This window comes from Desulfovibrio faecalis, assembly GCF_053570625.1.
Window position 1 is genome coordinate 3,357,852 of sequence record NZ_JBRBQR010000001.1, and the last position, 18,559, is coordinate 3,376,410.

16 protein-coding genes are annotated in these 18,559 nt (G+C 59.8%); 7 read left to right on the forward strand and 9 right to left on the reverse strand.

Translation table 11 applies throughout. The features are described from left to right. Position 1: 1 nt before the first annotated feature. Positions 2-364, reverse strand: a complete 363-nt coding sequence (locus ACUZ79_RS14720) for a chemotaxis protein (RefSeq protein ID WP_449252042.1) — start codon at positions 362-364, stop codon at positions 2-4. Between the two features lie 260 nt (positions 365-624). On the opposite strand from ACUZ79_RS14720, the gene ACUZ79_RS14725 reads away from it, so the two are divergent. The 6 genes from ACUZ79_RS14725 (at position 625) to leuB (ending at position 7,179) form a co-directional block, all read left to right on the forward strand. Further along, positions 625-1,266, forward strand: a complete 642-nt coding sequence (locus ACUZ79_RS14725; protein ID WP_449252043.1) for a phosphatidylserine decarboxylase family protein — start codon at positions 625-627, stop codon at positions 1,264-1,266. Between the two features lie 73 nt (positions 1,267-1,339). Continuing rightward, a complete protein-coding gene (gene pssA, locus ACUZ79_RS14730) occupies positions 1,340-2,104 on the forward strand; it encodes a CDP-diacylglycerol--serine O-phosphatidyltransferase (protein ID WP_449252044.1) in 765 nt (254 codons plus the stop codon). Positions 2,105-2,219: 115 nt separating this feature from the next. Then, the gene (locus tag ACUZ79_RS14735) at positions 2,220-3,767 is read left to right on the forward strand and encodes a 2-isopropylmalate synthase (RefSeq protein ID WP_192112774.1); all 1,548 of its coding nucleotides are present in this window, start codon (positions 2,220-2,222) and stop codon (positions 3,765-3,767) included. Between the two features lie 198 nt (positions 3,768-3,965). Then, complete coding sequence (locus ACUZ79_RS14740; protein WP_240825479.1) at positions 3,966-5,228, forward strand: 3-isopropylmalate dehydratase large subunit; 1,263 nt, start codon at positions 3,966-3,968, stop codon at positions 5,226-5,228. Positions 5,229-5,297: 69 nt separating this feature from the next. Further along, positions 5,298-5,789, forward strand: coding sequence for a 3-isopropylmalate dehydratase small subunit (locus ACUZ79_RS14745; protein WP_022659801.1), 492 nt, complete (start codon positions 5,298-5,300; stop codon positions 5,787-5,789). A gap of 316 nt (positions 5,790-6,105) precedes the next feature. After that, positions 6,106-7,179, forward strand: coding sequence for a 3-isopropylmalate dehydrogenase (gene leuB, locus ACUZ79_RS14750; RefSeq protein WP_449252045.1), 1,074 nt, complete (start codon positions 6,106-6,108; stop codon positions 7,177-7,179). A 55-nt stretch (positions 7,180-7,234) separates the two neighbouring features. On the opposite strand, the gene ACUZ79_RS14755 is transcribed toward leuB, so the two are convergent. The 5 genes from ACUZ79_RS14755 to mqnB all read right to left on the reverse strand — a co-directional run bounded on the left by ACUZ79_RS14755 (position 7,235) and on the right by mqnB (position 14,287). Next, entirely contained in the window at positions 7,235-8,128 is an 894-nt protein-coding gene (locus ACUZ79_RS14755) for a DMT family transporter (RefSeq protein WP_240825484.1), read from the reverse strand. Between the two features lie 144 nt (positions 8,129-8,272). Continuing rightward, positions 8,273-9,091: a septal ring lytic transglycosylase RlpA family protein gene (locus ACUZ79_RS14760; RefSeq protein WP_240825487.1), complete on the reverse strand. Its 819-nt coding sequence runs from the start codon at positions 9,089-9,091 to the stop codon at positions 8,273-8,275. 434 nt (positions 9,092-9,525) lie between these two features. After that, positions 9,526-12,525, reverse strand: a complete 3,000-nt coding sequence (locus ACUZ79_RS14765; RefSeq protein ID WP_240825490.1) for an AIR synthase-related protein — start codon at positions 12,523-12,525, stop codon at positions 9,526-9,528. Between the two features lie 27 nt (positions 12,526-12,552). Then, a complete protein-coding gene (locus ACUZ79_RS14770; RefSeq protein ID WP_192112781.1) occupies positions 12,553-13,518 on the reverse strand; it encodes a polyprenyl synthetase family protein in 966 nt (321 codons plus the stop codon). Positions 13,519-13,525: 7 nt separating this feature from the next. After that, positions 13,526-14,287 carry a futalosine hydrolase gene (gene mqnB / locus ACUZ79_RS14775; RefSeq protein WP_449252046.1) on the reverse strand — a complete coding sequence of 254 codons (762 nt, stop codon included), beginning with the start codon at positions 14,285-14,287 and terminating at the stop codon, positions 13,526-13,528. 160 nt (positions 14,288-14,447) lie between these two features. Between mqnB and ACUZ79_RS14780 the strand changes: the two genes are divergently transcribed. Continuing rightward, positions 14,448-14,645, forward strand: a complete 198-nt coding sequence (locus ACUZ79_RS14780) for a DUF2065 domain-containing protein (RefSeq protein WP_240825494.1) — start codon at positions 14,448-14,450, stop codon at positions 14,643-14,645. 108 nt (positions 14,646-14,753) lie between these two features. Here the strand turns inward: ACUZ79_RS14780 and ACUZ79_RS14785 are convergent, their stop codons facing one another. The 3 genes from ACUZ79_RS14785 to ACUZ79_RS14795 all read right to left on the reverse strand — a co-directional run bounded on the left by ACUZ79_RS14785 (position 14,754) and on the right by ACUZ79_RS14795 (position 18,470). Continuing rightward, complete coding sequence (locus ACUZ79_RS14785; RefSeq protein ID WP_346770025.1) at positions 14,754-15,494, reverse strand: ubiquinone/menaquinone biosynthesis methyltransferase; 741 nt, start codon at positions 15,492-15,494, stop codon at positions 14,754-14,756. Between the two features lies 1 nt (position 15,495). Then, positions 15,496-15,666, reverse strand: a complete 171-nt coding sequence (locus tag ACUZ79_RS14790; RefSeq protein WP_192112785.1) for a hypothetical protein — start codon at positions 15,664-15,666, stop codon at positions 15,496-15,498. A gap of 446 nt (positions 15,667-16,112) precedes the next feature. Beyond that, positions 16,113-18,470, reverse strand: a complete 2,358-nt coding sequence (locus ACUZ79_RS14795; protein WP_449252047.1) for a hypothetical protein — start codon at positions 18,468-18,470, stop codon at positions 16,113-16,115. Positions 18,471-18,559: the final 89 nt, after the last annotated feature.

The window sequence follows — 18,559 nt, forward strand, 5'->3', positions numbered from 1 at the left end:
GTTACTGCCTGAACGGGCTGCGCTGTTTGGGCACAGACCTGTATTGCGGGTCTTCTGGGCTTACGTCCGTATCAAGACCGTTCATGCGGCGAAACTGCTGCATGCGCCATTGCTGCATGTTGGTCATGACATCGGGGCGGTTTTGATAATAGAGCATGCGCTGGGTGTTGTTCGACCCGTACACGGGGTAGCGCAACTGATCTTCCACGCTCACGCCCTGGGGCTGCGAATCGCTCTCGATGGAGGAACCCGCGCCGATGTCCTTGGGGCCGCAACCGCCCAGCCCGCCAACGGCGGTCAGCAGTAGTACAAAAAGGCAGGCAACGGACTTTCTGTTCATATCCACAGTATAGCTGTGTCGCAAAAACTCTGCAACAGGGGCTGAGGCACGCTTTCTGCGGGCAAATCCTGGATTCTGCGGATGAGCGCTGACCGTGAAGGCAATTGGCCGCTACGACGTGATCGTGATGCTCCTCCGCCCGCGCGCATCCTTGCGGCACGGCATCCACCTGTGGGCTTGCCTTGCAGAAAAACGCAGGGTATGTAGCACGTTCAGCACTTGCCCTTTTTTATTCAAGCGTTGTCCGGCGTTGGCTGGCTGCGCCAATTCATACAGGAGTCGCCATGCGTGCACCCAATAGCGGCATCACCCCCGAAGGTTGGCCTTGTATCGGCCTTACCGCGCTCAGCGCGTTGGTTTTTGCCTGCATGGGCTGGTGGCTTCTGGCCGTGATTTTTCTGGCCCTTTGCTGGTTCAGCATGCACTTTTTCCGCGATCCCGAGCGGGTGGTGCCACAGGGCGAGGGGCTTGCCGTAAGCCCTGCGGACGGCAAGGTTATCCGCATTGAGGAGCGCCCCGACCCCTTCACCGATGAACCCAAGCTGTGCATCAGCATTTTTATGAACGTGTTCAGCGTGCACGTGAACCGCGCGCCCGTAGCGGGAATAGTTGAAGGCATCCGCTATTTCCCCGGCGCGTTTGTCAATGCCGCTTTTGACAAGGCCTCCACGCACAACGAGCGCTGCGCCTACAGCATGCGCGATGCGGACGGCAACCCCTGGACCATGGTGCAGATTGCCGGGCTTATCGCCCGCCGTATTGTCTGCCGCGTTGACGAGGGCGAAGCCCTTGCACGTGGGGAACGCTACGGCATGATCCGCTTTGGTTCGCGAGTTGACCTTTACCTTCCTCAGGGATATGTTGCGGCCACGCGCATCGGCGAACAGGTCTTCGCCGGGCAGAGCGTGGTGGCCAGAGCGAAGTAGCCTGGCCGAAAAACGCGCCCAATGCCACGCTCAAAAGCCGACAGACCGGCACTTAGTTTAGTAAAGATGGTGAATGATGGCCCCGGAAGTTAAAAAGCCGCGCAAAGGAGTCTACCTCCTGCCGAACATGATCACGACGTTGAGCATGTTTCTCGGCTTTTTGTCCATGGTCTGGGCCGTGCAGGGACGTTTTGAATCGGCCTGCTTCGCCATCCTGCTCTCCGCCGTCATGGACGGTCTGGACGGCAAGGTTGCCCGCCTTACCAATACGGCCAGCGAGTTCGGCGTTCAGTACGATTCGCTTTCTGACCTTGTGGCCTTTGGCATTGCCCCGGCCATGCTCATGTGGCAGTGGGAGCTTTCGGCCCTTGGCCGCATGGGGCTTGCCGCCGCCTTCATTTACGCTGCCTGCGGCGCATTGCGCCTTGCGCGCTTTAACGTGAGCACCGCTGCTGTGGGGAAGCGCTTTTTTATTGGTTTGCCCATTCCTGCGGGCGGCTGCACTGTCGTTACCTTTGTTTTTTGCGCCGCACATTTTCCTGCCGCCATGGCTTCGGCCCTGCCCTATATGACCCTTGTGCTCGCCATTGGCGTCGGGGTTTTGATGGTCAGCAAGGTGCGCTATTTTTCCTTTAAGGAATATGATTTCCTGCGTGCCCATCCCATCCGCACCATGCTTTTCTTCCTGCTTGTGCTCGGAACGGTCATTTCCTTTCCGCGCGTCATGGGATTTGTGCTTTGCGCCGTCTACATCATTGGCGGCCTTGTCTACACCTTCGTCATCCTTCCCCGCCGCAATCGTCAGCTACTACGCGCCCTATCGCCCCAGAGCGATTGAGGTTGCGTAACGGTTGCCGCCCCCTAAGGGCGGAAACGCTCCCCTGGACAGCCGCCCTTTACGGTGGCCGTTATGCAAGATATAGCCATCTTTGTCAGAACCAGAGGAGTTTGTCATGAACAACCGCGTCTATTTTTTCGATACCACCTTGCGCGATGGCGAGCAGTCGCCCGGCGCCACCATGAACTTGCAGGAAAAGCTGCGTGTAGCCCACCAGCTTGAAGTGCTCGGCGTGGACATTATGGAAGCGGGCTTTCCCGCCTCCAGCCCCGGCGATTTCGAGTCAGTGCAGCGCATTGCCTCACAGGCTGGCGACATTCAGGTGGCGGGCCTTGCCCGTTGCGTCCCCAATGACATTGATCGTTGCTGGGAAGCCGTCAAAGTGGCTAAAAATCCCCGCATCCATGTCTTTTTGTCCACCTCTCCCCTGCACATGAAGCACAAGCTGCGCAAAGATCCCGAGGACGTTCTTAAGATGATCGTCGAGGGCGTCAAACGCTGCGCCACATATACCAGCAACGTGGAATTTTCCCTCGAGGATTTTTCGCGCACCGAAGGCGATTTTGCCTGCCGCGTGGTCGAGGCCGCCATCAAGGCCGGGGCCAGCACCATCAATTTGCCCGATACCGTGGGCTATGCCGAGCCGCAGGAATACGCCGCGCTGCTTGACCACGTCATCAAAAACACGCCCAACAGCGACAAGGCCATCTTCAGCGTGCACTGCCACAACGACCTCGGCCTTGCCGTGGCCAACACGCTTGCCGCCTTCCGCGTTGGCGTGCGCCAGGCAGAGGTTACGCTGTGCGGTATTGGCGAGCGCGCCGGTAACGCCGCCCTTGAAGAAGTGGTCATGAACCTGCGTGTGCGCCACGACTATTACCAGCTTGAGCACAACATCGTCACCGAGCAGCTTTATCCTTCGTGCCGCCTGCTTTCCATGACCATCGGCCAGCCCATTGCCAACAACAAGGCTATTGTGGGCGCCAACGCCTTTGCGCACGAGTCGGGCATCCATCAGGACGGCATGCTCAAGAACCGCGAAACTTACGAAATCATGACGCCTCAGTCTGTGGGCCGCACCGAGAGCAATCTTGTGATTGGCAAGCACTCTGGCCGCAACGCCGTGCGCAACAAGTTTGAGAGCATGGGCTACAAGCTGGACGATGAGCAGCTCAACCTCGTGTTTGAAGCCGTGAAGCAGCTGGCCGACCGCAAGAAAACCCTGCACGATGATGACCTCATGGCCCTTGTGCAGGAAGAAGTCTACCGCATGCCCGATCTTTTCCGCCTGCGCCATGTGAGCGTGCAGAGTTCCGATGCGGGCGGCGTGCCGCCCACGGCTGCCGTCATCATGGACATCAAGGGGATTGAGAGCAGCGGCGCTGGTTTTGGCGTTGGCCCTGTGGATGCCCTGTTCAACGTGATCGCCGACATGGTGGGTCGCCAGCCCGAGCTTGAGCAGTACGCCATCAACGCCATCACCGGCGGCACCGATGCCCAGGGCGAAGTGACCGTGCGCCTGCGCGAGGGTGAAGTGAGCGCCGTGGGACGCGGTACCCATCCGGATATTTTTGTTGCCAGTGCACGTGCGTACGTCAACGCCCTTAACCACCTGTTCAAGAAGGAGCAGGAGGGGCCGAGGCTGCACTGCCAGCACGATTAATGGCTGTTCCTCTGGTCTGAGCGGGTCTGACCGCCCCTCCCTGGGGCGGCTGACCTGTGGAGCCAAGGTGCACCCTCGCCGTGCAGGTAAAGCCTGTGCGAATTACATAAAAACAGGCGCTCGGTTTTTGCCGCGCCTTACGAAACACCGTATTCGCCGCGCCCCCCCTCGGTGGAGCCAGGATGAAAGGAGTAGATCATGCCACAGACGCTTGCGCAAAAAATTTTGCAAGCCCACACAGACGAAGTTGTGGAACAGGACGGCCAGATTGTTCAGTGCCGCGTGTCGCTGGTGCTCGCCAACGATATCACCGGGCCGCTGGCCATCAAATCTTTCAAGGGAATGGGCGCGGAAAAGGTTTTTGACAAAGACAAGATCGCTCTGGTCATGGATCACTTTACGCCGCAAAAAGATATTGATTCCGCCAATCAGGTCATGGTGACGCGCAAGTTCGCCGAAGAACAGAACATCACCCACTATTACGAAGGCGGCGACTGCGGCGTGGAGCACACCCTGCTGCCCGAGCAGGGACTTGTGGGCCCCGGCGATGTGGTCATTGGCGCAGACAGCCACACCTGCACCTACGGCGGCATCGGCGCTTTTGCCACGGGTATGGGTTCTACTGATATCGCCGCCGCAATGGCGCTGGGCGAAACCTGGTTCAAGGTGCCTTCCACCATCCGCGTGAACATCAACGGTCAGATGCCCAAGTGGCTGCGCGGCAAAGATCTGATGCTCATGCTCATCGGCGCCATCGGCGTGGACGGCGCTCTCTACAAGGCCCTGGAATTCGGCGGCTCTGTGGTGGACGATCTTTCCGTTGAAGGCCGCCTGTGCATGGCAAACATGGCTATTGAAGCTGGCGGCAAGGTGGGCCTGTTTGCCGTGGACGCCAAAACGCGCACCTACTGTGCGGAGCACAAGCGCCCCGGCCTGACGCAGGATCTGGCCGCAGACCCCGGCGCGGTTTACGAGCGCGTAGTCAATATCGACGTGACCGGCAAGGAGCCTGTGGTGGCCTGCCCGCACCTGCCCTCCAACGTCAAGCCTGTTTCCGAGGTGCGTGATACGCCCATCCAGCAGGTGGTTATCGGTTCCTGCACCAATGGCCGCATCAGCGACATGCGTGACGCCGCCGAAGTGCTGCGGGGCCGCAAGGTTGCCAAGCACCTGCGCTGTATTGTGCTGCCCTCCACGCCCACGGTATGGAAGCAGTGCCTCAAGGAAGGCCTCATCGAAACCTTCATGGAATCCGGCTGCGTGGTCGGCCCCTGCACATGCGGCCCCTGCCTTGGCGGTCACATGGGCATTCTGGGCGATGGAGAACGCGCCGTGGCCACCACCAACCGTAACTTCAAGGGCCGTATGGGCAGCTTGAGTTCCGAGGTTTATCTGGCAAGCCCCATCGTGGCAGCCGCTTCGGCCATTGCGGGTTGCGTGGCCGGGCCTGATCAGCTGTAGGCAGCACACATCAGCACCTGTCTGTGCCACGGCCCACCGCGCCCGGCGCAGAGAAAGAAGGACAGCCTCATGAATTACAAAGGTAAGGCTCACAAAGTGGGCGAACACATTGATACGGACGCCATCATTCCCGCGCGTTTTCTGGTTACGACCGATTCCAAAAAGCTGGGTGAAAACTGCATGTCCGGCCTTGAACCCGATTGGGTCAAGCGCGTGACCCCCGGCGACATCATGGTTGCGGGCCGTAACTTCGGTTGCGGCTCTTCCCGTGAACACGCGCCCATAGCCATTCTTGGCGCGGGCATGCACGTGGTGATCGGACACAGCTTTGCGCGCATTTTTTACCGCAACTCCTTCAATATGGGCCTTCTGCTCATGGAAGTGGGCGATGACGTGGACAAGATCAATGACGGCGACGAGCTGGAAATCGACGCCGCCACCGGCATTATCCGCGATCTGACCAACGGCGCGCAGATAACCTGCCCGCCGCTGCCCAAGTCCATGGCTGCCATCCTGGATAAGGGTGGGTTGGTTGGCTATGTCAAGGAACGCTTGGCCTAAATTGGCCTTTTGCCCTCTGGCTGCGTTAGATAATCCTTTTTACTCCGGTCGAGTACCATGAGAGTACACTCCCTGCGCAAAAAGGATTATCTGCCTTGCCAGAGAACAAAAATCCAATTTTTACAGGATATTTTTGGTCAGAACTGCGTCAAAACGGGCTTTTGCCTCCAGTCAAATACCGTAAGTGTATATTCCTGTCGGCAACCCCCTTTTTTCCTTGTTCTGGCGCAAAAATCTTCATGTAAAAAAGAGCTGGTAGTCGGCTAATTATAAGAAAATGAGCATCAACAGAAAGCATTGAGTTCAAGGATATTTTATGAAAAAGACCATCTGCCTCTTGCCGGGTGACGGCATCGGCCCGGAGATTCTGGCCGAAGGTGTTAAGGTTCTCAAGGCCGCCGCCGAAAAGTTTGACCACGAATTTGTTTTCGACACCGCCCACATCGGCGGTTCCGCAATCGATGCGGCTGGCGACCCGCTGCCGGAAGAAACCGTGCGCAAGTGCCGCAATGCCGATGCCGTGTTTCTGGCAGCTGTGGGCGGTCCCAAGTGGGACGCCCTCGCGCCTGAAAAACGCCCGGAAAAAGGCCTGCTGCGCATCCGCAAGGAGCTTGAGCTTTTTGCAAACCTGCGTCCGGCCATGCTGTTGCCCGAACTGGCCGGCGCGTGCCTGTTGCGTGCCGACATCGCCGCCAAGGGCCTTGACCTCGTGGTTGTGCGAGAACTGACCGGCGACATCTATTTTGGCGAACCGCGCGGGCAGGAAATGCGCGATGGCCTGCGCACCGGCTACAACACCATGGTGTACAACGAGGAAGAAATCCGCCGCATTGCCACGGTGGCCTTTGAAACGGCACGTAAACGCCGCAACAAGGTCTGCTCTGTGGAAAAGAGCAACGTGCTGGAAACCTCGCGCCTGTGGAAGGAAGTGGTCATTGAAACCCATCGCCAATACGCCGATGTGGAACTGACTCACATGTACGTGGACAATGCCGCCATGCAGCTTGTGCGCGATCCTTCGCAGTTTGACGTGATCCTCACGGGTAATATTTTTGGCGATATTCTGTCTGACGAAGCCTCGGTCATCACCGGCTCGCTGGGCATGCTGCCTTCGGCCTCCATGGGCGCTTCCGGCCCCGGCCTGTTTGAACCCATCCATGGCTCCGCTCCCGACATCGCGGGGCAGAACAAGGCCAACCCCCTTGCCACCATCCTTTCCGGGGCCATGATGCTGCGCCTTGGCTTTGATATGGGCAAGGAAGCCGATGCCATCGAGGCGGCAGTGTGCAAGGCCTTGGCTGATGGTTTCCGCACTGGCGACATTATGGAACCCGGCAAAACTCTGCTGGGTTGCAAAGAGATGGGCGACAAGGTTGTGGAGCGGCTGTAGTCTCCGTTTCAAACCATTTCAAAAGGCCGTCCGCATCATCGGGCGGCCTTTTGTTTTATGCGTGTTTGTGGCGCTGAAAAAAGGCTGTTATCTGTTTGCCCAGCATGACCAGTACAACCGATGCGGCAATAAAGGCCACCCCTGCGACCAGCGACATGCTGAACGGCTCGCTGAATACCAGAATACCCACCACCACGGCGGTTACAGGCTCCATAACGCCAAGGATGGATGTCAGCGTGGAGCCGATGCGCTGTACGGCAAGAATGAGGGTGAGGTTTGAAATAACGGCTGTCACCACTGCCAGCAATGTTGCGAGCAGCAGTTCCCACCATGAGTGCAGGGGCTGGAACGAGTCTGACAACAGGGCGTTGGCCCCGGAAATAACCGCCCCAAAGGCCAGCACGTAAAAAGTCATCACAAGACCGCTCATGTTGGGAATGCGCGCGGCATAAATGGTTGTGATGTATACGGCGTTGCACAGTGCGGAAAGCAGAAGCAGGGCCACGGCCAGCAGGCTTGCCCCGCCCATGTCGCCGTCACTTCCGCCGCAGAGCAGATACACGCCAGCAATTGCCAGCAGGATGGACAGGGCCGTGATCCACGAGAAGCGCTCGTGATAAAACACAATCATAATCAGCATGACCATGACGGGATAGGTAAATTGCAGCGTTGCCACAACACCGCTCGGCATGTGCTTGAATCCCCAAAAAAAGAGCAGGGCCGCCATTGTGTACATGGAACTCATGGCGGCAAGCTTGCACAGATCAATGCCGCGCGCGCTGAATCTTTCGCCGCGTACGGCAAGCACTATGCCCAGCACCACTGTGGCAATGGCAAAGCGATAGAACAGGGCGGAAGGCCCTGAAACGCCGCCATGCATCAGCGGTAGTGTAAACAGCGGGATAAGGCCAAAGGCCGCAGAAGAAAGAATACTGTAAAAAAAGCCCATGACATCCTTCTTGGTGGGGAACAACAAACAGATTCCATACCGGGGAAGCGACAGTGTGGCAAGCTTGCGCACGGCATAAAAAAACGTCCCCGGTACAAACCGGGGACGTTGTCGCGCGTGTGCAGCGCGGAAGGTATCGCGCTGTTACTTGGATTGATCCATGACCACTTCAGCCTCGGGGTGAACCTGGCGCAGTGCTTCATGCATGGCGGCTGCATCCGCAAATGCGCGGAAGGGGCCGATTTTTTCATCACCTTGAGCGGCGTTGTAGCGCACAAAATATGCTTCATCGGGTTTGAGGGGCGTGCCGCTTTCGTCACTGATGACTTCCAGCTTGACCTTGCTGATGCCTTTATCATCAATATCAATCTGTTGCGCTGCGGCAAAGGAAAGATCAATGATGCGCCCGCGCACAAAGGGGCCTCTGTCTGTCACACAGACCATAACGCTCTTGCCGTTATTCTGGTCGGTGACGCGAACAACCGTGCCCATGGGCAGGGTGCGGTGCGCGGCGGTAAAGGTGTACATGTCGTAATCAAGCCCGCTGGCGGTGGAGCCGCCATGGAAATCGCGTCCATACCATGAGGCCTTGCCGGCCATGATTTCGCTTTCCTGAGCGCGTTTCAGCCAGATATCACGGCTGTCTGTGCTATCCCGGCGTTCTTTTTCGGATAAGGACGCAGTGGATGAGGATTTGCGTTGCTTGGATTTGGAGCGCGATTCAGCTTTATCGCGCTTGGAGCGCGAGCTGTGCGAAGAGGCGGTTTTGTCACTGGTCTTTTCGCGTTTGGATTTGCGAGTCTCAGTGTCGCCGGAAGACTTTTTGGCGGCGTGGGGGGTAGCGTTCGAATGCTTTTGATCGGAGGGAGCGCTTTGTGAAGCCGCGTCGGCGTTCATGGGGGAGGCCAAAAGCATGCATAAGGCTATGGCCGCCAGCACTAATGGCCAGCGTGAATACTTCATGATCGTTCCTTTGTTAGTGTTCGAGGCTGGCCAGCGAAATTGCCGGACGAACCGCGCCCGCGGTTCTGACCCCAGGAACCTTCCAATGATGGCAGCAAGCGCGCCTTGCGCTCAACGTCCATCGGTTCCCCAGGGGAATGCCTGTTCTTTGTAGAGGCACTATACAGTAAAAAAATGCTCCGTGTCAAACTGATAAAACCTTTTAATTCAATTAGTTATTGAAAAAGATAGTCTAGAAAATGTCAAAATTGCAGCAGGGGAGTATGAAATCGGTACGATCGCGCGGCATGGCGAACTGGCATGGAGATGAGGCAAAAGCCTGCGTGCGGCAGAAATATTTGCGCAGAAATGCAGGAAATGGCACCGGATTCCGCCAAATAAAAAGGGCAGGCAGCCGCAAAGCTACCTGCCCTGACAGTTCCGTCGTAGCGGTGTTACCAATCCAGCGTGCGCTTGAAAGCGCGGGCCAGATCTTCCACCGAAGAGTTGACGATGACGCTGTCGCCGGATTTCATGGTCAGCTGACCGTTACCGGTGACAGTACCGATACGGGTACAGGGCTGCCACATTCCCAGCGCATCGAGAATCATGGCCAGATCGGGCTTGACGCTCACAACCAGGCGGCTGGCGCTTTCGCTGTAGAGCAGTTCGGTCACGTTCATGGCTTCAAAGGCGGGCACGGCATCAAGGTTGATTTCCGCACCCAGGCGACCGCCGATGCACATTTCTGCAATGGCCACGGCAAGGCCGCCGTCAGAGCAGTCGTGGCAGGCGGAAATGGCGCGCTGGCCCATGAGGGCGTTGACGGCGCGGTAGCGCAGCATGGCGTTGGAGGCGTCCACATGGGGGACGCGGCCACCCTTGAGGCCCAGCTCCGTAGCGGCTTCGCTGCCTGCCATTTCGCGCCAGGTGCCGCCGAGCACGTAGATGGCATCGCCGGGCTGCTTGAAGTCCGAGGTCTGGGCCGCAGTGACGTTGCGGATGACGCCAAGAATGGAGAACAGCACCGTGGGCGGAATGGAAATGCGCTCACCGCCGCCGGTGTAGTCGTTCTTCATGGAGTCCTTGCCCGAGATGCACGGCACGCCGTAGGCCAGCGAGAACTGGCGCAGGGCGCGGCAGGCGCGCACAAGCTGAGCCAGCTTGTAACGTCCGTCAGGGTTGGATGGGCTGACCACCGGGTCGCACCAGCAGAAGTTGTCCACACCTGCCAGGGCGTCAGGGTCTGCACCCACGGCAACGGCATTGCGGATGGCTTCGTCCATGGCGTTGGCCATCATCCAGTAGGTGTCGTAATCGCTGAACTTGGGGCAGATGCCATGGGAGATCACAAGGCCCGCGTCCGATTCCAGCAGGGGGCGGATAACGCCAGCGTCCGCCGGGCCGTCGCGCTTGACGCCCACAAGGGGTTTCACCACGCTACCGCCGCGCACTTCGTGGTCATACTGGCGGATGATGTATTCCTTGGAGCAGATATTGAGCGTGCCGAGCATGCGCTGCAAAAATGCGGTCTGCTCAACTTCGGCCACGTCCACGGTGACGTCGGTGATCTCAGGGGCCTTCCATTCGGCTTCAAGCTCGAGCTGCGGCACGCCGTCGTGCATGAATTCCATGGGCATGGAGGCGATGATGCGGTCGTGGTAGCGCACTTCAAAGAAGCCGGATGTGGTGAAGCGGCCAAGGGCCGTGGCTTCCACATCCATGCGGGCGGCAAGGGCCATGAATTCTTCGAGCTTTTCCGGCGAAACGGCCAGGGTCATGCGTTCCTGCGCTTCAGAAAGCAGAATTTCCCAGGGGCGCAGGCCATCGTATTTCAGCGGAGCCTTGGCGATATCCAGCACGCAGCCGCCCGTATCTTCTGCCATTTCACCCACGGAGGAGGAAAGGCCGCCGGCGCCGTTGTCGGTGATGGCGTGGTACAGGCCCATATCGCGGGCGCGCATGATGAAGTCGTACATCTTGCGCTGGGTGATGGGGTCGCCGATCTGCACCGCAGTGGCGGGCGAGCCTTCGTGCAGCTCTTCAGAAGAGAAGGTCGCGCCGTGGATGCCGTCCTTGCCGATGCGGCCGCCGGTCATGACAATGTAGTCGCCTTCTTCGGCCTGCTTGAACCAGCCGGGGCGGCCATGAATCTCTGCGGGGATGATGCCCACGGTGCCGCAGTAAACCAGCGGCTTGCCAAGATAGCGCTCGTCAAAAACCAGCGAACCGTTGACCGTGGGAATGCCCGACTTGTTGCCGCCGTGTTCCACGCCTTCGCGCACGCCTTCCAGCACGCGGCGGGGGTGCAGCAGGCGCGGGGGCAGGTTTTTATCGTGGAAGGGCGAGGCAAAGCAGAACACGTCCGTATTGCACACCAGTTCCGCGCCCATGCCGGTGCCCATGGGGTCACGGTTCACGCCCACAATGCCGGTGAGTGCGCCGCCGTACGGGTCGAGCGCCGAAGGGCTGTTGTGGGTTTCAACCTTGATGCAGGCGTCGTAGCCGTTGATAAAGGCGATAACGCCCGCGTTGTCCTTGAAAACGGACTTGCAGTAGTCGTCTTCGCCCATGCGCTCGCGCAGCATGGCCGTGGCGTCGCGGATGCAGGTTTTGTAGAGGTTGTCCACCACTTCGCTGCGGCCCGTGGCGGCATCGGTATAATTGATGCGCGAGGCAAAAATCTTGTGCTTGCAGTGCTCGGACCACGTCTGGGCCAGCACTTCCATTTCCACATCCGTGGGGTCGGCGGGCAGGCCAAGGGCCTTGCGGCGGTCAGCCTCTTCCTGCGCGGTGAACTGCTCGCGGATACTGTGCATTTCCTTGAGGTTGAGCGCCCAGGTATTTTCGCGGCTGGCCTTGGTCAGGGCTTCGTCGTCCATGGCGGAAAGAGCGATGGTGTCAACGGTTTCGTTGATCTCGCCTGTAACCCTGGCAGCCTGCGCTTCAAAGCCGGGCTGGGCGTCCCATTCCTGACGGCTCTTGATGCGGTAGCGCTGAATGAGCGTGTTGCACAAAAGGTCGCGGGCCAGCATGTCCACCTGCTCGCGGGTGAGGGGTGCGGCCTTGTCGCTGCTGATGCGGTACTGCACGGCGGTATACACGCGCAGGCTGTCACGCGGGATGTCCAGCACCATGGCGGCGGTGTCGCGTGCGGTGCGGGCCTCGTTATCTGTCACGCCGGGGCGGAAGCCCACTTCCACAAACCAGTCTGCCGCAGGGTCCAGCAGGGGCAGCGGTTCAAGGGAGGCTTCCTGAAGGATGGGGTCGTGCCAGATGCTTTCGTCCAGCAAGCGGGCCACCTGCGCGGCATCAAGCCCGTCAGCCGTAAAGACCTTGATCTGGCGAACGCCAGAAACAGAAATGTTCAGCGCCTTGCGCAGGTGCTGGGCCGTCTTGCGGCCCTGGGTATCGTCAAGTCCGGCGCGGGGGCCGGTTTCCACCCTATAGAGCATGATTTGCATTCCTCTTGGTTTGGCTGCTTACTTTTTTCTGTCGCGCACGTAGTCGGCCATCTGGCGCATAAGCTCGCGCTCGGGTCTGTCAGGCAGAGTTTCTAATGCCTGCCTGGCCGCGTCAAGAAATTCATCGGCCTGACGGCGCACGGCATCGTCATGTCCGGCCTGCCGGATGCTCTCGGCAATGCTTGCGGCATCGGTTTCCGTCATCAGCCCTGCGCAAAACGCGGCGTCAAAGGCGCTACGTTCTGCGGTGCTCAGGCTGTCGCGGTAGAGGCGCAGGGGCGGCGTGAGCTTGCCCTCGCGCACATCGCCGCCAGTGGGCTTGCCTGTCACGCTTTCTGGCGCGAAATCAAGGGCATCGTCCACCATCTGAAAGGCCATGCCAAGGTTTTCGCCATAGGCGGCGGCAGCGGCCACTGCGGCATCATCGGCCCCGGCGGCAAGCGCGCCCATTTCACAGGCAGCGCGAATAAGCCAGGCCGTTTTGCCGCGCACCATGTCTTCATAGTCGGCGCTGCTGGAATCCACGCGGCGCTGGGCCGCGATCTCGAGGATTTCACCCGCCGCTGTGCGGCTGGTGGCTTCCGAAAAACAGCGGGTCAGTCGCGTGTCGCCGTAATTGGCCACCAGGGCGTTGGCCCCGGCCAGCAGGGCATCGCCTGCAAGAATGACGCTGGAAACGTCAAAAAGCGTATGCGCAGCGGGCTTGCCACGGCGGCTTACGGCATTGTCCAGCACATCGTCGTGCAGCAGGGTTGCGGCGTGGAGCATCTCCAGCGTGATCGCCAGATCCTGTATGCTCTTGGCCTCATGCCCCAGCAGGCGGGCCGTGAGCACGGTCAGCAGGGGCCGCAGGCGCTTGCCGCCCGCATCAAAAATATGCCGGGCCACAGGCCGCACCGGTTCCGGCAGGGTATCCACTGCCTTGTTCAGAGCGCGGTTGATGCCGGGCAGCTCAAGGGCCAGACGTGCTTTCAGTTGGATCATATGCTACTCAGATAAGGTTAAGCGCGGGCAACACCCGCGTAAGCGCGCGCAGCGCGCCGGGAAAATCCTTTTCATCATTGGCGCGCGGCCCGACCTTGTTGGAAACGCTGCGCGCTTCCACACAGGGGATGCCCTCGCGGGCGCAGGCATACGCTACGGCAAAGCCTTCCATATTTTCCAGATCAGCCCGGTAGCGGGCGCGTAGGTCTGCCGCTCTGGCAAAACTTGCGCTGACCCCGGCCACGGTGAGCGATGTGCATGGCAAAAAAACATGCCGTTGCTGACGTGCGCCAAAGCGCTCCAGCGCTTCCGGCCCTGCCAGGGACAGGCGGTTGCGCACCGCAGGCCCGCCCTCTGGTTGCCACTGCGGAAAGCCAAAAGCTTCGGCGGTGACGGAGCGCCCGTCGTGCAGACCGTATTCGGGCCAGATTTCTTCGCTCACCATGCACAATCCCAGAAGCCGACGCTCTGTCAGGTCAAAGGCCCCGGCAAGGCCTGCGTTGAGCACAGCCGTTATGGGCGTACCCTCGGCTTTAGCCCGGCAAAGGGCCATGCCCATGGCCAGAGCGGCGTTAATGGGGCCGACTCCGGTAATGCAGCACAGCGCGGCGCCATGCTTGAGGCTCACGGGCCAAAGGTGCATTTCTGGCCAGCATTTTGCCGGGCTTTCAGTTGCTTCCCCGGCTGTGGCGGCAAGCCCCGCCGGGGAAAAACCGGGCACAAGGCTCGCCAGTTCCGGGCCGGTGGCGGCGCAAAGCAGCAGGCTCACAGGATTACTGCCTTTGGCTGCTGCTTGCCGGACGCAGGCCTGGACAGAGCGCGCCTGCGGGATTTCCCCCGCAGGTCAAGCTTGTGCCTTTGTACAGCGCCGTGTGAGCAGCCATGATTCGTTCCTTTACAAAAGGCGGGTTTTCCGTCACCAGAAAACCATGAAATTCGATTACGCCCTTTTTCTCCGCGCTCTTGGTCTGGCCATCGTTATTGAGGGCCTTTGCTGGACACTCTTTCCCGGCGGCATGCGGCGTGCCCTGCTGCAATTGCTGCCCCAGCCGGAAAGCCGTCTCCGCGTCCTTGGGCTGATCGCCCTGGCCGTAGGGCTTGGTCTGGTGGCATTGGCCTCGCGGTGAGGCATGGTTCCCTGCGTCACCTCGTCTGGCTTGCCGACCGGTGAGCCTCCAGATGCCGTTTGCCGTCAGATGGCAAGGAAACAGCATATTCTTGTGCGTCAATCTGATCTAGCGCGCTTTTTCACCCACATGCAGGCAGACAATGCCGGACGTGAGCTTTTCGTGCCATGCACGTTCAAAGCCCGCTGCGCGCATTTCTTTTTCAAGGCTGAGGGCCGAGGGGAACTTGCGGATGGTATCGGCAAGGTACTCATACGCGCCCGGATCTTTTGAAAAGACTTTGCCAACCCTGGGCAGCAGGTGGTTGAGATACACGTTGTACAGGCCGCCCCAGATGCGTTCCTGCCCGGAACCGAATTCAAGAATGCAGGCCCTGCCGCCGGGGCGCAGAACGCGCAGCATTTCGGCAAAAGCCGCCTCGCGGGGCAGAATATTGCGGATGCCAAAGGCAATGGTGATGCAGTCAACAGAAGCATCGGGCAGGGGCAGACGCTTGGCGTCTGCGGCAACAGGCAGAATGCAGCGGGCGTTGGCGTCCTTGAGCTTGCGGCTGCCGCGCACCAGCATGGGCGGGCAAAAATCCATAGCCGGAACAATGGCCGAGGGGTGGCGGCGGCGAATGGCAAGGGAAACATCCAACGTGCCAGCCGCCAGATCCAGTACGCGCCCGGTATCGCCCAGGCGCACGTTTTGCGCCAGCACCTTGCGCCAGTATTGGTCAAGCCCGAGGCTGAGCACGCGGTTCAGCAGGTCATAAAAAGGCACAATACGGCCAAACATGCCTGCCACAGCCGCATCGTGCGCAGGTTTGACAACAGTTTCCGTAGCGTTGTTGCGGGGAGATTCCACGTTATTTCCCGGCCTTGTCCTGGTCGGCATCCACACCGATGGCGGCGCAGACAACACGATAGACCGAAGGAAATACCTCAGCAAAATTGCTGGGGGAAACCGTGCGCGTTTCTATGAATTTGGCGGTCAGTTCCTTGGCAACCTGAAGGGCTTCCTTGCGATCCTTATCCATGCGGGCCTCAGCTTCCGGCCCTGACGGGCGCGGCAAATATGAAAAACCCGCCCCTTTGGGGAACGGCCGTGACCCACAGCGGGTATTGCCTGGACGGGTTAAGAAACGGAAGCAACAGCCCCCGCCCCTTTGTTTTTTGATTGAGAATCACGGGGCAGCGCCCGCGAAACCGCGCAACAGCATATGCGTTCCGCCTGTCATTGGCAAGGCCGACATGCCTGTGCGCCTGGAGCCGTTTAACCTTGAAATACCCGCTGTTGGCGAAGCAACGATTGAAGCAGGGCCCTGGCAAGGGGCGAATCTGGTTCGCCTTGGGGCACGTTGCCAAGGGGATTACTCCAAAAAATCTCGTAGTGCAGACGGGCAGTCATGCTGCCAAGAGGCACCAACAACCCGGAATGGTCCGGCGGCTGGTTGCCCCCCCGCTGCATAGGGCAAAAAGCCCCCTACTGATCTTCGAGCAGTCTGCCGATCTCTTCGCGCAGTATGCGCGCCGCAGCTGCGGCAGCGGCCCGTTCCACCCTGTCGTTGAAGCGCGGTTCAAGGGCATCCAGCCGTGTTTCAAGGGCGTCTATGCGCGCCGTGGCGCTGCGGGCGGCAGTGACAACGGGTTGCAGGCGCTCTTCCACAAGCGATTGCGCATCGTTAGATTCGGCCTGCAGGGGCGGCGCAGATGCCAGGGCTGCCGCAACCGCCTTGCCGATGCAATCCATGAGGCTCTGATGCAGGGGATGCCCCTCGACAAACATGTCTTCCAGTTCCTGACGGGGCAGGCTGTTGGCGGCCAGCTCATGCGATGCGTGAATCTGGGCTTCCAGCGCGGTTTCCAGCGCAATGATGCGATCCCCGGCTTCCTGAAGCGCGGCCTCGCACTGCTCAACGCGTGCCGTGAGCTTGCTGGCGGTTTCGGCAGCGTCTGCCGCACGCGTGGAGGCGTCAAAGGCCTGGGCAAAGGCGTCAATGGCGTGAGACGAGGCCTCTTTGGCCTGCTCCATGACAGCCTCAAGGGCTGCGCCGGAAACGGCTGCGGCGGCAACGGCAGTTGTCATATCTGTCGAATCCGTAACAGGGGCCGCCTGAGGCCTGAATGCGGGTTCATAGGCGAACTGCCCGGCGCTTTCCGGCATATCTGCCGCAGCAGGCTCCACTTCGGCAGCTTCCATTTCGGCAGGCTCAGCCGTGAAAAGTTCGGCTCCGTCAGCTTCTACTTCGGCAGGTTCATCTACGGAAGGCTCTGTCCGCACGTTGGCATCCGGCGGCAGGATTTCATCGGGTTCAAGCAGGGGAAGCTCATCTGCCTGCGCTGGTTCAGCGGCGGCAACGGCTTCAAATACATCGGATTCTGCCTGAGCTGAGGCGTCTGCCATAATGTCCTGCATGTCTGCCGAGGCCACATCCGCATGGTCTGTGGCTGCTTGTTCCGTAGCGGCGGCCAGCAGTGCGTCAAAATCTGTGGGCAGTTCCATAGCCTGTTCCGGCTGGGGGGCCTGAACTGACTCCAACACTGGTTCCAGTTCTGGCGAAGAGGCGGGCAATGTTTCAGCAACAGGCTCTGGCTGTGCATCGGCCATGAGTTCCAGCTCGGGATGGAGCAGAACATCGGAAATTTCTTCCTGCGGTTCAGAGGCAGGGGCCGCACCGCCGGTCACAGCAGCCAGCAGGCTGTCGAGGTCTGCATTCAGATCGGGCTGAGGTTCCGAAGCAGGCGCGGGGGCCGTTTCGGGCTGGGCAGCGTCAAGTTTGCTCTGCAAGTCGTCTGCGGCGGCAGCCAGCAGGCTGTCGATATCCACGCCGAGGTCGGCACCCATATCCGGGCTTGCAGCAGGGGCTGGCGCTGGAGCTGGCGCAGGAACAGGAGTTGGTTGCGTCGCGGGAGCCGCTTCTGGCTGGGCAGCATCAAGCTTGCTCTGCAAGTCGTCTGCGGCGGCAGCCAGCAGGCTGTCGATATCCACACCGAGGTCGGCGCCCATGTCTGGGCTTGCAGCGGGTGCTGGTGCAGGTGTCGAAGCTGGAGCAGAAACGGCAGCTGGTGCCGGGGCAGCTGCCTGCGCAGGACTTGGGGGCACATCCAGCCCATTGGCCGCAGCGGCCAGCAGGCTGTCGAGATCATCGTTGGAAAAGGCTGGGCTTTGCGCAGCGGAAGGTGCTGCTGTCGCAGGTTCGGCCTTTGCATCTGCGAGGTTGCCAGCGTTGAGCAGGTCGTCAATATCGCTTGTGTTTCCGGTGGCCGGGGCGGCACTCACAGATGCCAGCAGTTCGTCCAGATCAGGAATACTGTTTTGTGGTTCAGCAGACGCTTGAGGCGCGGGCGCAGTAGCATGAAAATCGTTCAGCAGGGCGTCCACGGCATCGTCAGCGGCCTGACTTGCGACAGGGCTTGCGCTGGCAGGGGCGGCAATTTCCGGCTCCCTTTCCGATGGCTGCGGGGGGATATCAAGGGCGTTGAGCAGGTTGTCCACATCGCCCATGCCCGGCATGAGCAACTGCTCATTGGGGTCAATGGGGTGATCGGTCTGCGTAGACGGAGCGGAGAAGTCCAGCGCCACGTCATTGGGGGCGTCCTGGCCTTCGTCCTTGATGTCCATCTGGGCGAGCAGGTCGTCAATTTCTGCATCCGCAGCATTTGAACCATCGTTGAGGCCGCGCAGATGTTCGTTCAGCGCCTCCTGATCCGCCTCCACATCGGGGGCGGCAGCGGCCTGGGGCTGCTCGGACGGATCGTTTGCCGGAACTTCGCCTTTTTCGATCAGTTCTGTGAGATCGATGATCTGGTCATCGGTTTCAGCGGTGTTCTTGGCAACCATGCGCCACCTCATGGGGTTATGTGCAGCGGCCAAAGGCCGGAGTCATGCAAAATACATCGTTTCATACTGCAAAAACGACAGATTTTCGT

What these genes read in the sequence shown, in the direction of transcription:
- ACUZ79_RS14725 (WP_449252043.1), top strand. Translation starts at nt 625, where the DNA reads ATGCGTGCACCCAATAGCGGCATCACCCCCGAAGGTTGGCCTTGTATC.
- pssA (WP_449252044.1), top strand. Translation starts at nt 1,340, where the DNA reads ATGATGGCCCCGGAAGTTAAAAAGCCGCGCAAAGGAGTCTACCTCCTG.
- ACUZ79_RS14735 (WP_192112774.1), top strand. Translation starts at nt 2,220, where the DNA reads ATGAACAACCGCGTCTATTTTTTCGATACCACCTTGCGCGATGGCGAG.
- ACUZ79_RS14740 (WP_240825479.1), top strand. Translation starts at nt 3,966, where the DNA reads ATGCCACAGACGCTTGCGCAAAAAATTTTGCAAGCCCACACAGACGAA.
- ACUZ79_RS14745 (WP_022659801.1), top strand. Translation starts at nt 5,298, where the DNA reads ATGAATTACAAAGGTAAGGCTCACAAAGTGGGCGAACACATTGATACG.
- leuB (WP_449252045.1), top strand. Translation starts at nt 6,106, where the DNA reads ATGAAAAAGACCATCTGCCTCTTGCCGGGTGACGGCATCGGCCCGGAG.
- ACUZ79_RS14755 (WP_240825484.1), bottom strand. Translation starts at nt 8,128, where the DNA reads ATGGGCTTTTTTTACAGTATTCTTTCTTCTGCGGCCTTTGGCCTTATC.
- ACUZ79_RS14760 (WP_240825487.1), bottom strand. Translation starts at nt 9,091, where the DNA reads ATGAAGTATTCACGCTGGCCATTAGTGCTGGCGGCCATAGCCTTATGC.
- ACUZ79_RS14765 (WP_240825490.1), bottom strand. Translation starts at nt 12,525, where the DNA reads ATGCTCTATAGGGTGGAAACCGGCCCCCGCGCCGGACTTGACGATACC.
- ACUZ79_RS14770 (WP_192112781.1), bottom strand. Translation starts at nt 13,518, where the DNA reads ATGATCCAACTGAAAGCACGTCTGGCCCTTGAGCTGCCCGGCATCAAC.
- ACUZ79_RS14780 (WP_240825494.1), top strand. Translation starts at nt 14,448, where the DNA reads ATGAAATTCGATTACGCCCTTTTTCTCCGCGCTCTTGGTCTGGCCATC.
- ACUZ79_RS14790 (WP_192112785.1), bottom strand. Translation starts at nt 15,666, where the DNA reads ATGGATAAGGATCGCAAGGAAGCCCTTCAGGTTGCCAAGGAACTGACC.
- ACUZ79_RS14795 (WP_449252047.1), bottom strand. Translation starts at nt 18,470, where the DNA reads ATGGTTGCCAAGAACACCGCTGAAACCGATGACCAGATCATCGATCTC.